Annotated in this window: 14 protein-coding genes; 5 read left to right on the top strand and 9 right to left on the bottom strand. The window is 44.9% G+C overall.

What is annotated here, in order from left to right; all coding sequences use genetic code 11:
- Positions 1–90: 90 nt before the first annotated feature.
- Complete coding sequence (locus MFP28_RS01050) at positions 91–1,383, bottom strand: adenylosuccinate synthase (RefSeq protein ID WP_002907852.1); 1,293 nt, start codon at positions 1,381–1,383, stop codon at positions 91–93.
- Positions 1,384–1,680: 297 nt separating this feature from the next.
- Here MFP28_RS01050 and gshAB point away from each other — a divergent pair, with 297 nt between their 5' ends.
- The 3 genes from gshAB (at position 1,681) to MFP28_RS01035 (ending at position 6,295) form a co-directional block, all read left to right on the top strand.
- Positions 1,681–3,933, top strand: a complete 2,253-nt coding sequence (gene gshAB, locus MFP28_RS01045; RefSeq protein WP_002907851.1) for a bifunctional glutamate--cysteine ligase GshA/glutathione synthetase GshB — start codon at positions 1,681–1,683, stop codon at positions 3,931–3,933.
- A 235-nt stretch (positions 3,934–4,168) separates the two neighbouring features.
- Complete coding sequence (locus MFP28_RS01040) at positions 4,169–5,014, top strand: hypothetical protein (RefSeq protein ID WP_002907850.1); 846 nt, start codon at positions 4,169–4,171, stop codon at positions 5,012–5,014.
- Between the two features lie 24 nt (positions 5,015–5,038).
- Entirely contained in the window at positions 5,039–6,295 is a 1,257-nt protein-coding gene (locus MFP28_RS01035) for a toxic anion resistance protein (protein ID WP_002907849.1), read from the top strand.
- Between the two features lie 76 nt (positions 6,296–6,371).
- Here the strand turns inward: MFP28_RS01035 and MFP28_RS01030 are convergent, their stop codons facing one another.
- A complete protein-coding gene (locus MFP28_RS01030; RefSeq protein ID WP_002907848.1) occupies positions 6,372–7,190 on the bottom strand; it encodes an ADP-ribosylglycohydrolase family protein in 819 nt (272 codons plus the stop codon).
- 118 nt (positions 7,191–7,308) lie between these two features.
- Here MFP28_RS01030 and hslO point away from each other — a divergent pair, with 118 nt between their 5' ends.
- Together hslO and dusB are read left to right on the top strand one after the other, a co-directional pair.
- A complete protein-coding gene (hslO, locus tag MFP28_RS01025) occupies positions 7,309–8,181 on the top strand; it encodes an Hsp33 family molecular chaperone HslO (RefSeq protein ID WP_080556537.1) in 873 nt (290 codons plus the stop codon).
- The gene (gene dusB / locus MFP28_RS01020) at positions 8,168–9,145 is read left to right on the top strand and encodes a tRNA dihydrouridine synthase DusB (protein WP_002907845.1); all 978 of its coding nucleotides are present in this window, start codon (positions 8,168–8,170) and stop codon (positions 9,143–9,145) included. Before hslO ends, dusB begins: the two co-directional genes overlap by 14 nt.
- A gap of 38 nt (positions 9,146–9,183) precedes the next feature.
- Here the strand turns inward: dusB and MFP28_RS01015 are convergent, their stop codons facing one another.
- From MFP28_RS01015 to MFP28_RS00985, 7 genes are all read right to left on the bottom strand, one after another.
- Positions 9,184–9,858, bottom strand: a complete 675-nt coding sequence (locus tag MFP28_RS01015; RefSeq protein ID WP_002907842.1) for a DUF6287 domain-containing protein — start codon at positions 9,856–9,858, stop codon at positions 9,184–9,186.
- Between the two features lie 242 nt (positions 9,859–10,100).
- Entirely contained in the window at positions 10,101–10,883 is a 783-nt protein-coding gene (locus tag MFP28_RS01010) for an NUDIX domain-containing protein (protein ID WP_002907840.1), read from the bottom strand.
- A gap of 54 nt (positions 10,884–10,937) precedes the next feature.
- Positions 10,938–11,753 carry a nicotinamide riboside transporter PnuC gene (gene pnuC / locus MFP28_RS01005; RefSeq protein WP_002907838.1) on the bottom strand — a complete coding sequence of 272 codons (816 nt, stop codon included), beginning with the start codon at positions 11,751–11,753 and terminating at the stop codon, positions 10,938–10,940.
- A 21-nt stretch (positions 11,754–11,774) separates the two neighbouring features.
- Positions 11,775–12,833 carry an AAA family ATPase gene (locus tag MFP28_RS01000; RefSeq protein WP_002907836.1) on the bottom strand — a complete coding sequence of 353 codons (1,059 nt, stop codon included), beginning with the start codon at positions 12,831–12,833 and terminating at the stop codon, positions 11,775–11,777.
- Positions 12,834–13,018: 185 nt separating this feature from the next.
- Positions 13,019–13,420, bottom strand: a complete 402-nt coding sequence (locus MFP28_RS00995; protein ID WP_002894007.1) for a DUF4430 domain-containing protein — start codon at positions 13,418–13,420, stop codon at positions 13,019–13,021.
- Positions 13,404–13,889, bottom strand: coding sequence for a hypothetical protein (locus MFP28_RS00990; RefSeq protein WP_002905512.1), 486 nt, complete (start codon positions 13,887–13,889; stop codon positions 13,404–13,406). Before MFP28_RS00990 ends, MFP28_RS00995 begins: the two co-directional genes overlap by 17 nt.
- A 42-nt stretch (positions 13,890–13,931) precedes the next feature.
- A complete protein-coding gene (locus MFP28_RS00985; RefSeq protein ID WP_002907835.1) occupies positions 13,932–14,642 on the bottom strand; it encodes a DUF4272 domain-containing protein in 711 nt (236 codons plus the stop codon).
- Between the last annotated feature and the right edge of the window lie 27 nt (positions 14,643–14,669).

The following is a 14,669-nucleotide window of genomic DNA, read 5'->3' as shown; positions in this document are numbered from 1 at the left end:
TGTTAGTATAAAATATATATCTTAAATGAGTCTTAATATTAAATTTTCCTACAAAAAAGCACAAGAAGCAATTTTCTTGTGCTGACTTTTTTATAAATTTGACCAGACGCTTTCCAAGATGTTGGTCTGCTCGCGGCCAGGGCCGACTGAAAAGGTAGAAATACGAACACCAACCAGCTCACTCACTCGGCGAACATAGTTGCGGGCATTTTCTGGCAAGTCTTCCAGACTGCGGACACCAGTGATGTCCTCTGACCAGCCTGGCAGCTCTTCGTAAATCGGCTTGCAGCGCTTGAGCTGTTCCAAACTAGCGGGGTAATGGTTTATTCGCTGACCATCCAAGTCATAGGCTACACAAATCTTGACTGTATCCAGACCGCTCAAAACATCGATGGAGTTAAGCGAAAGATTGGTAATCCCTGAGACACGGCGGCTATGGCGCATGACAACCGAGTCAAACCAGCCTACCCGACGCGGACGGCCAGTGGTAGTCCCATATTCGTGGCCGATATCACGAATGCGGTCACCTACTTCATCGAAAAGCTCTGTTGGGAATGGTCCATCTCCGACCCGACTGGTGTAGGCCTTGCAGACACCAACCACCTTGTCAATCTTGCTCGGACCAACACCGGAACCAATAGTCACTCCCCCTGCAACTGGATTAGAAGAAGTTACAAAGGGATAAGTACCTTGGTCAATATCTAGCATGACACCTTGAGCCCCTTCAAAGAGCACTCGCTTGCCTTGGTCCAGCGCATCGTTGAGGATGACAGAGGTATCGGTCACATACTGCTTAATTTGCTGACCATATTCATAGTATTCTTCAAAAATATCATCAAAGCTGATTGCTGTACTATCGTATAATTTCTCAAAGAGGCGGTTTTTCTCAGCTAAATTACGCTTCAAGCGCTCTCTGAAAATATCTTTATCCAAAAGGTCAGCGATACGGATACCAACACGAGCAGCCTTGTCCATATAGGCAGGGCCGATTCCCTTGATTGTCGTTCCGATTTTATTGTCACCTTTTGCTTCTTCCTGCAGGCGATCCAGCTCGATATGATATGGTAGGATGACATGCGCTCGATCAGAGATACGAAGGTTATCCGTCGTCACACCCTCTTCATGCAGGTAGTTCAATTCTTTGACCAGAGATTTGGGATTGACCACCATTCCATTTCCAATTACAGAAATTTTTTCTGGGAAGAAAATCCCTGACGGAATCAGGTGCAGCTTGTACTTCTTGCCGTCAATCACGATAGTATGGCCGGCATTGTCACCACCCTGATAGCGGGCAATCACTTCGGCATTGGCTGAAAGGAAGTCTGTAATCTTCCCTTTTCCTTCATCTCCCCACTGGGTTCCTACAACAACTACTGATGTCATAATTTTGTCTGAGCTGAAGCAGCTCTTCCTTTCTTGAAAAGCAGGCAGGAATCTCACCTGCGATTATATTTTATACCTCATTATATGAAAAATTTAACAATTTTTCAAGGTGGGACCCATTCTTGATTTGCTTTTTCCCTTTTGAAAACGAATTAAATTTTCAAAAAATCTGTATTTTCTGAAATTTGTTAGTTTATTAAAAATAAAAGTTCGGAATTTTTGTAAAGTCGTAGCGGAAATTTGTTTTCTTTTTCCGTTTGTAATAGACTAAAATTACTACCATAGGACGGTGAAACGATGACGATTAATCAATTACTTCAGAAACTGGATACAGCAAGCCCCATTCTCCAAGCGACCTTTGGTCTGGAAAGGGAAAACCTACGGGTGACAACTGATGGACACTTAGCTCAAACTGCTCATCCGAGTCAGCTGGGTTCCCGCAATTTCCACCCGACCATCCAAACAGACTTCAGCGAGCAACAACTGGAACTAATTACACCTATTGCTCACTCGACTAAAGAAGCACGACGCTTACTGGGAGCTATCAGCGATGTGGCTGGTCGCTCGATTGACCAGAATGAACGCCTCTGGCCTCTATCCATGCCACCACAGCTGACGGAAGAAGAGATTGCCATCGCCCATCTGGAAAACGACTATGAACGCCACTACCGAGAGGGTTTAGCGAAAAAATATGGTAAAAAACTACAGGCCATCTCCGGCATCCACTATAACATGGAGCTAGGGAAAGATCTGGTCACCGCTCTCTTTCAAGCCAGCTCCTATCATTCGCTCAAGGACTTTAAAAATGACCTCTATCTCAAGCTGGCTCGAAACTTTCTGCGCTTTCGCTGGATTTTAACTTATCTCTACGGTGCTGCTCCTCTAGCAGAAGCTGGCTTCTACAGTCAGGACATTTCCCAGCCCATCCGCTCTTTCCGCAACAGCGACTACGGCTATGTCAATTACGAGAATATTCAGGTATCCTACGCTTCTTTGAAGCAATATGTAACTGATATTGAAAACTACGTTCAGTCAGGCGAGCTCAGCGCTGAAAAAGAATTTTACTCAGCCGTTCGCTTCCGTGGACAGAAGCACAATCGTGCCTATCTGGAGCAAGGAATTACTTATCTGGAATTTCGCTGCTTCGACCTCAATCCTTTTGACCATTTAGGCATTAGCCAGGAAACCTTAGATACTGTCCATCTCTTTTTACTGAGCCTGCTCTGGCTCGATGATGTAGAAAATGTTGATACTGCATTAAAAGCTGCCCACGACTTGAACCAAAAAATTGCTTGTAGCCATCCGCTGACTACCCTGCCCGATGAAGCAGACAGCTCAGCCCTTCTCCAAGCCATGGAAGAGCTCATCCAGCATTTTGAACTGCCGACATACTACCAAACCTTGCTTCAGCAACTTAAAGAAGCACTTCTGAATCCTCAGCTAACCCTATCTGGTCAGCTCCTGCCTCATATCCAGCATGATTCCTTAATGACATTTGGACTAGAAAAAGCAGAGGAATATCACCGCTACGCTTGGACTGCTCCTTATGCCCTCAAAGGATACGAAAATATGGAACTATCCACCCAGATGCTGCTCTTTGATGCTATTCAAAAGGGCCTGAATGTTGAAATTTTAGATGAAAATGACCAATTTCTCAAGCTTTGGCATGGTCACCATGTGGAGTATGTCAAGAACGGCAATATGACCTCCAAGGATAACTATGTCATCCCTCTAGCTATGGCCAATAAAACAGTCACCAAAAAGATTTTGGCTGCAGCTGACTTTCCTGTTCCGGCTGGAGCAGAATTTTCTTCCCTAGAGGATGGACTGGCCTATTACCCTTTGATTAAGAACCGACAAATTGTCGTCAAACCTAAGTCAACCAACTTCGGACTGGGCATCTCTATCTTCCAAGAACCAGCTAGTCTGGAAGCTTATCGCAAGGCTTTGGAGATCGCTTTTTCAGAAGACGCTGCCGTCTTAGTCGAAGAATTTATCGCTGGAACGGAATACCGTTTCTTTGTCTTAGACGGTCAGTGTGAGGCAGTCCTCTTGCGAGTGGCGGCCAATGTCGTCGGAGACGGTCAGCATACTGTGAGAGAATTGGTTGCCATCAAAAATGACAATCCTCTGCGCGGGCGAGACCATCGTTCACCACTCGAAATCATTGAACTGGGGGACATTGAACTGCTCATGCTGGACCAGCAAGGCTATGGACCCGACGATATCCTGCCTGCTGGGGTCAAGGTTGACTTGCGGCGCAATTCCAACATTTCCACTGGCGGAGACTCGATTGACGTCACAGACAGCATGCACCCATCTTATAAGGAACTTGCTGCGGACATGGCAAAGGCTATGGGAGCTTGGGCCTGTGGCGTTGACCTGATCATCCCTGATAGCTCTGCTATTTCCACAAAGGAAAATCCTAACTGCACCTGCATCGAGCTCAACTTCAACCCCTCTATGTATATGCACACCTATTGTGCTGAGGGGCCGGGACAAAGCATCACCCCTAAAATACTGGCTAAACTTTTCCCAGAAATGGACTGATAACATACGAATCGCAGGGAATTCCTTGCGATTTTTGTTTGCATATTTGAGAGAAACGAAGAAACTTTCGTTTTAGAAATGACGCTTGCTTTATTGATAGGAATCAAATGTCTTTTTGAATTAAGCAAATATAAAAAATGGTCTCAATATATAAAATCATTTCAATCTTTATCCTTCAAAAACCAGCTTTTATGTTAAAATAGAGATATCACATTGAGAAGAAAGAGCAAAGTCCATGTCGAGAAAAAAGGATGATTCTAACCAGCAACCAGAATGGTTTAGCTGGATTTGGATACTTGTATTTGTATTTGGTTCTGGAGCTGTAGCCAGCTATCTAATTCCCATAGCTATTCTGGGGGCTATTGGTTACGGAATCTATCGCCACCAAAGCCAGAAAAAAGTTCGGATTGAAGCAAAGCAAGCCAGCATTGGCCGTATTGAAGATTTGAAATCAGAAATTGGTCAGGCTGACCGCCGCATAAAAAAATTGGAAGCCTACCAAGAAGATGGGGACCAAGAAAGCTATCAGAATTTAGCTCTAGAAATTCTTCCCCAGCTAACCTATATCAAAAATGCTGCTAACGACCTACGAGGAGAAATTCCTGCTTCAGTCTACCAGCGGATCCAGACCAAAATTCGTACCGTAACCGATGAAATTGATGAACAACTGAGAAAGATTGAACGAGAGAAAAAACGAAAAGAAGCTCAGCCTAAGAAAACTAGTCTAGAAGAGCTAGCCCCAGAATTGGTCGCTACGGTCCGCAATATTCAGATTGACCATGAGGCCATTCTTCAAAAAATCTCCCAATCCGAAAGCAACAATAAGGAAGAGCTGACTGCCATTCATCAGTCCCAGATGGAGCACTACGAAGATATTTTAGAAGGCTACCTCAAAATCAAAGCTTCTCCCAAAGATTTTTACAATGCAGAGGAGCGGCTAGCCAAGGCCAAAGCAGCTATCGAGCAGTTTGACTTGGACCTAGACGAAGCGCTGCGCCAATTAAATGAAGCTGATTTGAGGGACTTTGACATTAGCCTGCGCATCTTAGACAAAGAAAAGCAAACAGAAACTGGCCTTTAATCTATATAAACCAAAGGAGAAACTATGAGCCAAGAATTTAATTTTGACATTGATAAAATTGCTAACAATGCCATCAGTAAAAGCGACAAAACAACAGAAATCATCGAAGCCAACACGACTCAAGAAAATGGTCAGCTAACTTTTCTAGAAAAGCTGACTCCTGAGCAACAGAGTGCGATTACGGCTAAAGCTCCGCAGCTGGTGGATAACTTCGTATCAGACCAAAATGCCTTGCTGGACTTTGGCCAATCTGCTGTAGAAGAGGTCAACGGTACTGTCAATCGTATCTTAGCCGAGCAGAAAAAATTACAAATTCCCCAGGTAGATGAGCTTTTAAAAAATACCAACAAAGAACTCAATGGCTTTGTCGCAAAATACAAGGATGCTCAAGTAGCGGAACTGGACAAAAAGCCTAATTTCTTGGAAAAACTCTTCAAACAAAGCAAAAATACCCTTCAAGAATTCTATTTTGACTCACAAAATATTGAGCAGAAAATGGACGGTATGGCTGCAACAGTCGTCAAACAAGAAGACGTTCTGGCTCGCAATATTGTTTCTGCTGAAATGCTGATTGAGGACAATACCAAATCGATTGAAAACCTAGTTGGAGTTATTTCCTTTATCGAAGCTGCTCAGCAAGAATCTGGCAATCGAGCGCTCAAACTGCAGGCTGAAGTCGCTCAGTTAGATATGACAACTGTTGACTACCAAGTCAAATCGCAAGAATTAGCCCGAATGACAGAGGTGGTCAATACCTTAGAGCAGCAACACACTGAATATGTCAGCCGTCTCTATGTAGCTTGGGCGACGACTCCTCAAATGCGTAATCTGGTCAAGGTTTCCTCTGATATGCGCCAGAAGCTAGGAATGCTCCGTCGAAATACCATTCCAACTATGAAACTGTCTATCGCCCAGTTAGGCATTCTCCAGCAATCGATGAAGTCTGGTCAGGTAGCTGACGCTATCTCTAATGCGAATAACGCTGCCCTGCAAATGCTCGCCGAAACGAGCAAGGAAGTCATTCCTCAACTGGAGCGGATTTCCCAAAGCCCTACTATCGCTGTTGAGTCTGTCACTAAGCTGGCAGAAAGCCTCGTCGCACAAAATCAAGGCATTATCGAAGCCATTGATAAAGGACGAGAAAAACGTGCTCTGCTAGAAGCCACTGTTATCCAATCTGCAGAGACCATCAACAACTCTGTCAAACTGCGTGATCAAAAGATTATCCAAGCCCTGTTGGACCAAGGCAAGGAAGCCCAGAAAGAATTAACTACAGAATAAGCAAAAGAGCCTAGATGGCTCTTTTAATGTTTTACTTTTTAAATGATCAATACAGTCCTGTCTTCCGATTATCCCTTTAAAACAAGCAACTTTCCAACAGTTCTTTATGGCGCAGCTGGGCTAACCAGTTGTCAGGAATTCCTTCCAAACCATAGATGATACCAGCCAAGCCGCCAGCAACTGCTGCTACTGTATCAGTGTCATCGCCCAAATTAACAGCTTTCAGGACAGTTTCCGGATAAGAAGTGCTAGTCAGCAGACACCACAGTGCTGCTTCCAAGGTATCCACCACATAGCCAGTAGAGCGAATGTCATCTTCGGTCAGATCTGCTAAAGTTTGCAAACGAGCGTAGGTCGTACTAGTCTCTAAGCCTAATAGTATTTCCGGTAGTTGCTGGCCTTTTAAGAGCCTACGAGCAATATCCACATAAAGCAAGCAGGCCTCCACGGAAGTCGCATGGGCATGTGTAATACTGGAAACAGCCTCAATATCAGACGGACCAGCTGCCGTAAAGGCTAGGGGCAGAATCCGCATCAAAGAACCATTCCCGTTGGAATATTCATCAGACAGACCGTGTCCACTTGTCAAGGCTTCGCGAGTCGTATTTCCTACATCAAAGGTCAGGCCATCTGGCGTGTAAACTCCCTCGAAGAGCCAATTTTTAAACCGCTGCTGCATATCGTTAGGGTCAATCCTACCTTTTCCCCTGATAGAATCACAGGTCGCCAAAACAAGGCTAGTGTCATCTGACCAAGTGCCAGCTGGTTGCTGATGGCTGCCATAACCCACCATCTCAACTGCTTTAAAACTGCCACGGGTCAAGAATTCATACGGAACTCCTAATGCATCCGCCACCGCCAAACCATAGACTGCCGCTTTCAAAGATTGGTTCATGCTAGCCTCCTCTGCTTTTTATTTTATTATACTATTTTTGATCTTAAAATTCTTCCTAACCCCAAAAAACAAGCGCAGCCTCGCGCTTGTTTTTCTATTTTATGTTAAAATAAATGGTATGGACAAAATTATCAAAACTATCTCAGAAAATGGTTCTTTCCGTGCTTATGTGCTGGATAGTACAGAGACGGTTCGGACCGCTCAAGAAAAACATCAAACTCAAGCAAGCTCTACCGTTGCACTTGGCCGCACACTGATTGCCAGTCAGATTTTGGCTGCAAATGAAAAAGGCCAGACCAAGATTACTGTCAAGATCCTCGGGACCAGCTCACTAGGCGCGATTATCACAGTGTCAGATACTGAGGGCAATGTCAAAGGTTATGTACAGAATCCCGGTGTAGATATCAAAAAGACAGCTACCGGCGAAGTTCTGGTTGGTCCTTTTGTCGGCCAAGGTGAATTCCTCGTTATCACGGACTATGGTACGGGCAATCCTTACAACTCCATGACCCCTCTCATCTCTGGAGAAATCGGCGAAGACCTAGCCTTCTACCTGACCGAAAGCCAGCAAACACCTTCCGCAGTTGGTCTCAATGTCCTCTTGGATGAGAATGATAAAGTTAAGGTTGCTGGCGGCTTCTTGGTACAAGTTCTACCTGGTGCCAAGGAAACTGAAATCGCCCGCTTTGAGAAACGGATCCAAGAAATGCCTGCCATCTCAAAACTGCTGGAATCCGATGACCATATTGAAGCTCTGCTGGCTGCCATCTATGGTGATGAGCCATACAAACGCCTGTCTGAAGAAGAAATCCGCTTCCAGTGCGACTGCAGCAAAGAGCGCTTTATGAATGCCTTGGCTACTCTGCCAAAGGCTGACTTAGAAGAGATGCGTGACCAAGACCAAGGGGCTGAAATCGTCTGCCAATTCTGCCAAACTGCTTATCACTTTGACCAAAATGACCTGGAGGAACTGATTCGTGACAAATCTTAATACCCCTTTTATGATCGGGAAAGTCGAAATTCCCAACCGCACAGTTCTGGCACCTATGGCCGGCGTAACCAACTCTGCTTTCCGAACCATTGCCAAAGAGCTGGGAGCAGGATTGGTCGTGATGGAAATGGTCTCTGACAAGGGCATCCAGTATAACAACGAAAAAACCCTCCACATGCTTCATATTGATGAGGGAGAAAATCCCGTTTCTATCCAACTTTTCGGTAGCGACGAGGACAGTTTGGCGCGCGCAGCAGAATTTATCCAAGAAAACACTAAAACCGATATTGTCGATATCAATATGGGCTGCCCGGTCAATAAAATTGTCAAAAACGAAGCTGGGGCTAAATGGCTCAAGGATCCTGAGAAAATCTATAAAATCATCAACAAGGTCCAGTCCGTTCTGGATATTCCTCTGACAGTCAAGATGCGGACGGGTTGGTCCGACAGCTCACTAGCTGTAGAAAATGCTCTAGCAGCCGAAGCCGCCGGAGTCTCCGCCCTGGCTATGCACGGCCGCACCCGTGAGCAAATGTATACTGGTCATGCTGACCTTGAGACCTTGCACGATGTAGCCCAAGCTCTGACCAAGATTCCTTTCATCGCTAACGGAGATATCCGGAGTGTACAAGACGCCAAGCAGCGGATTGAGGAAGTCGGCGCCGATGCTGTCATGGTAGGCCGAGCTGCTATGGGAAATCCCTACCTCTTTAACCAAATCAACCACTACTTTGAAACCGGCGAAATCCTTCCAGACCTCAGTTTCGAGGACAAGATGAAAATCGCCCATGACCACCTCTCCCGCTTGGTGAATCTTAAAGGAGAATATGTGGCCATTCGTGAATTCCGCGGCCTAGCTCCGCATTATCTGCGCGGTACTGCCGGAGCAGCCAAGCTCCGCGGTGCTATTTCACAAGCTGAAAGTCTGGCTGAAATCGAAGAACTCTTACAAATTCAAAAATAAAAACGAAAGGAAGCCGATTGGACTTCCTTTTGGTTTATTTAGGGTTGAGTCACCACAACGCTTGTTACTGAACCATCTGCTCCTGTTGTAATCTGCAGATTGGCATTGCCTTGGCCGCTTAACTGCGCATTGTATTTGCCATCATCCAGTGTATAAGAGTAGGAAGCAATGGAATAATTATCTGTCTTTCCATCTGCAGACTGGACTGTGAATTGACCATTACCCGATACGGTCACAGTATTTCCATTGGCATCCTTCCAAGTTCCAGCAGCGGCTGAAAAATCCCCATCCACCATAGTCAAGACACCTTTATAGCGAGCATTGCTGGCTGCTTGTTTATTCTGAAGCTGGCGATTGCTTTCCGGTGCTTGGGCTGGTTGAGTTGCTTGAGTCTGAGTGTTTTGTCGACCTGAAGCTTGCTTCGGCTGCGTTTGTTGGGCTTGAGGTGCTTCGACAGTAGACTGTTGCTGACCAGCAGGAGCTTGGGCTTGTCCAGGCTGGTTAACTGCTCCTTCTGAAGAAGCGCTATTGCTAGCCTTAGGAGAAGCGCTGGCCTTGCTGGATGACGCAGCTTTTGAGCTAGAGGAAGTCTGAACAGTCTTGCTAGAACTAGCACTTGTTGTACTTTCTTCTTTCTTACCACATGCCCCTAAAAGCAAACTAGAAGCCAGAACTGCAGCCGCCATCATTTTTGTATAAGTACGTGTTTTCATCTTTTGTCTCCTTGTAATATTCAGAAATCTTTTTGTAACATTATTGTAACATTATGATTTTACTATGTCAATCATTTATGCAAGATTTTTCAAAAATTTTTTTACTCAAGTAAAGTTCTGTTTCTCACCCTGCTTCTTTTGTCATGAGAAACTCGCTCCTACTTATCTATTCGTAATTAAAAATGAAAAAACAGGACAAATTTGTCCTGCAAGAGAAATATATGATCAACTTTCTTTTAATTTTATTTTTCTACCTTCAGCCGATACACTTTTCTCGGCTTCTTCTTCGGTACTCGCTTAACGCCAGCCTCCTCTAGGTATTCTCCAAATTTTACTAAAAAATTATTGCTGACGATAGGTCGTCTCGGCGAGATGAGATTGACCAGCTCAGTCCCTTCATAGACAGTAAACGGCGATTCCAGCAGATGAAGAAAAGTTGGATTCCAGTCCAGTCGTCCCTGAATCCGCTTGATAGATTCTAACAGGATTTGGTAGTGGTCAAAGGCAAAGTCTTCTGAGGTCAAGAACTGCTCACCATCTTTAAAACTACTAGTCTTAAAGTCAACATCAAGAAAGGTGACTTCCTTGGCATCATCCCCAGCTTGCGCTTGATCTACTGCTATGGCCGGCAGATAGACCAGATGGGCAATGGTAATGACCCATCCGCGTGGATCACGCCCTGGAGTAGATACCGTCATCAGCTGTTCCACCTTTTCCAGCGGTATCTCCAGCCCCACCTCTTCCTTGACTTCCCGAATGCAGGCCTGATAGGCATCCTCATGCTTGTCTACAAAACCTCCGACCAAAGCATATTTATTTTGATAAGGGTGAGCCTTGCGCTTGATGACCAAGAGTTTTATCTGACCTTCTACGAAGCAGTAGGCCACCATATCCGCTGTTACACTAGGTGTTTCATACTTGGGCAAATCCTGTGTCTTGTACCATGCCAAAAAGGCGGACTCATCCGCCATGGTTTCATAGTACTCTTTTTCCGACATTCCCGCTGGGATATCCTGTTTGGTCATGAGTTTCTTCCTTTCCTAAGCTATTTTTTCTATCAAAAAATCTCAAATCTTAGTCTAAGCTTTCTTCACCGCCTTGGTCCACTGATACCATCCAACGATACTATTAAGGGTATAGACCCAGTACATAGCCTGGATATGAAGGTTGCTACCCCACCAGAGATAGATACTGAAGAGATTGGTCGCAATCCAGAAAATCCACTGCTCGCGGTAGAGACCAGTCATGAGAAGCTGACCGATACCATTGGTCGCATCTGTCACACTATCACGGAAAGGACGGTGACTGTGAATGCTCTTATAGGCAAAGCCCATACCAATCCAAATCAAAGCCGTCAAGGCCAAATATTTAAGCCAGCCACGCCAGTCTAACTTCTTAGCTTCGAAGTGAGATGGCTCTTCCTTATCTTGTTCATTGACCCGGTTGGACAGCCAAGTATAGAGGCCGATTGGCTGCATGATAAAGAAGTAGACTGTAGTCAGCACTTCTCCATAAAAGCTAGCATTGAAGGACAATATAAGGTAAATTGCCGAATTAACAGCTCCAAAGAGGTAATTGCTGGCCCGCCCCTCGGCTACTAAAATTACACAGACGATGCCTGTCCAAGAAGCAAAGAGTCCCAGCCAGTCATGCTGCTCCTGACCACTGGTGAACTCCAAAATGAAAGGCAAACTGGAAAGAGTAATCAAGTAGAGCCATTGAGCCAAGCTGCGCCCGCCAAATAAATCCTGCCAAAACAATTTCGCGACCCCTTTTATCCCCTGCTTTTTAGCTGCGGCACAGACATTGCGGAAATTCCGAGCAAAAGTTTGAGATTTTTGTTTCAGTCCTGCGTAGAGAGCCGCAGGAGCGAGTTTTTGATTTTTTACTACCATTCTATTTTACCACTTTCTTTTTTAATCCGCTTGATAAATCATGTCGATCGCTTCTTTGGCCGCCTGATAATTATCAAAATAACTACCAGCTAGATAGACCGTCGGAATATGAGCCAAGCACTGCTCTTTCAGCCTTTTTAGATGGCTTGAAAAATCACTGCGGATAGCCTCGTCTGCCATGCTCATATCGCGAAAGCCATCGTTAACATAGGTGCCGACCGGCTCAGCAAAGAGAATCAAATCCCATTTTTCCTTGGACAAAATGCTGGCAAAGAGATTATCAAAGGTATCTGTTTCCTCGTCCTGAACCGGACTTTCTTTCAGATAGTAATCATAGTAAGCCTTGGTTACCAGCGAATTTGTATCAGCCACGACCAGACCACGGTTGGCGCTGCTGTCAATTAAGTGGGAAGTCTGAGCATATTGTCCCAAGAGCAGATAATAGTAGTCTTTAGGGGTCAGCTCATCGTCTCGCACGTTATTTTGAATCTGGTATTCTCGAGCATATTCCAGACTAACCGGAGCATCATAAAAGCGAGCCAAATCCTTAGCCAAGGTCGTTTTACCATTGCTGGCACTACCCATAATCAGCACTTTCTTAGTAAAGTGACGGCGGAAAGGTTGGGCGATATATTTCCAATAACGACTAGGATTTTCCCGAATCATCGTAGCTGAGATACCAAACTGGCGCTCCAGCAAAGAAGTTTTGAAGTCACGCTTTTCTATCTCTTCCTGATAGTCAGCCTCACCAACAAAGAAAATCAGTTCCTCGCGTTCTGCATCATAGCCCACCAACTCCAATAAAGCCGACAGCCACTTATCCCAACCTAGAGGATAGCGGGGAAAGGAAGTTTCATCTAGCTTATAAACCTGTGTTAACTCATCATCAGCGAAAGTCTCCCGCGTATAGCGGAATCGCTTCTGCAGAGACAGACCCACTTCCTGCCCACAATCTCCCTGATAACCTGAAACCACCACGCGCACCTTGTCGTAAGAACGCTTAGCCTTCTGTATCAAGTCGATATGCCCCTGATGCAAGGGAGCAAATGTTCCAAAGACGATTGCAATTTTTTCTTTCATACGCTTAACCTTTTTATTGTTTTTTATATTTTATTCTTTCTATGATTTTATTATAAACTATATTTTTCTTTTGTCAATAGTTTTTTATAAAATTTTATAAAAATATTTTTCAGACACTTTAAAACTGTATTAAGCACAAAAAAAGAACCTAATGCCTTAAGCATCAAATTCTTTTTATAAAAGATTTATTGCTGATAGACTTCTTGGTAGAATTCCAGCTTGTCTCCATCCTTGACAGTGATTTGATTGGCTGCCTTAGGAGCCATTTCTCCGTTGACCTTAAACATCCAGTAGAGGCCCTTTGCTTCATCCTGAGCATGGCCGTCAATAGAAGTGATAAAACCATCTTTTTCTTCGACCTTATAGGCCTTCTTCAAAGCATCCATAGCTGTCTTTCCTTCTTCAACAGCCACCGTTTTCTCGCTCTTCTCCTGACCATCTGGTGCAATACTGATGCTGATTTTCAGTTCCTTTTTGACAGAAGAATCAGCGGAACTAGAGCCCTTGTCAGTATTGGTCTGGCTGCTGCCGCAACCAACAAGGAGAAGGGCAAAAGCAAGTGTGAGCAAACTAAAGATTTTTTTCATTATAGAGCCTCCTTAAAATAGGGTACAAGAGTGGGTAAAAAAACAAGGTCGACAGTCCGTGCGCTATATTGAAGGTCAAAGCATTGATAATCGCATAAGACCACCAGTGATAGTTGTACAGCAAGGCTGTCAGTGTATCGATGGCAATGCCATAGCCAAAGGATAGGAGAGCTGCTACTATTCCCTGTCCCACTAGATTTAAGCGAGGATAGAGCAGCCGCCAAAGGCAAAGAATCAGTCCAAAGGACAGCAACTGAAAGAGGACGATCGGACTCATTCCCAAAAGAAAGGCTGATGTAAACATCGTCACAGCCATCACTAGGAGTGAAGTCGGCAAATCCTCAAAAATGACTATCAGGAAAAAGATAGCTGAGATAGGCTGCACATTGGGCAGAAAGGAAAATGCATAGCGAAAGGCCACACATAGAGCCGATAGGATGGCAATTTTAGCCATTTTACGAGCGGACAAAGGTACCTCCTTTTCTAATTAAGTGAATCAAGAGAAGTTGGACTAGGTATGCAGCTCAACAGCATCCCAGTCTTGGGCCGTATTCAGCCCCAGCAGCCAGTCAAGGCCAGACCGCCCCTCCAGAACAACACTTTCATCAAGGCCTGCCGGTGCTGGCTGGTCATGAATCCGAGCATCAACACAGGCCCAATGATAACGATAAATCAAATCATCCTCATCCAGTAACTCTTCTAAGCTGCGCGGTTGGCATTTTCCCAGAAATTCCTGAAAGTCAACCGCACTAGCGACTGCATCAATAGCAGCATCACAATCACAGATTTTATCTGGAAATGGCAAAGTATCTACTAGACCCAAGTACCAAATCAGGGACCAATAGGCCTCGTATTTCCAAACCATATTGATGATAGCTGCCGGGTCGGCACGATCTTCTAAAACCACCCTTTCTTTGGGCGTCAGCTCTTCCTGCACCCCGTATTGCTGCAGTTTATCCTGCAGCCACTGGCGGCTCTCCTCATTATAATTATTATTTTCGATATCCAAGGCCGCCTGAATAATCAAGAGGCTGCTAATAGCCCGACGCGCAATTTCTTCTAGCGAACGCGGTCGCACCTGCTCAGCACTTTCGATGACCGGCAAATGCTCGATGTAAGGAATATCTTCCTTTTTCAACCGCTGGATATTAGCCGCCTTGCGCTCTTCTGGTGTTTTCACTCTGGCTTTCTTGCCGGCAAACAAGTCTTTAAAAAACGACATATCAGCCTCCAATCCTTCAATTCCAAT

The sequence above is a fragment of the Streptococcus sanguinis genome (assembly GCF_050234405.1).
Taxonomy (GTDB): Bacteria; Bacillota; Bacilli; order Lactobacillales; family Streptococcaceae; genus Streptococcus; species Streptococcus sanguinis_W.
Note: the sequence above shows the minus strand (reverse complement) of the source record. Positions and strands in the feature narration are given on the sequence as shown.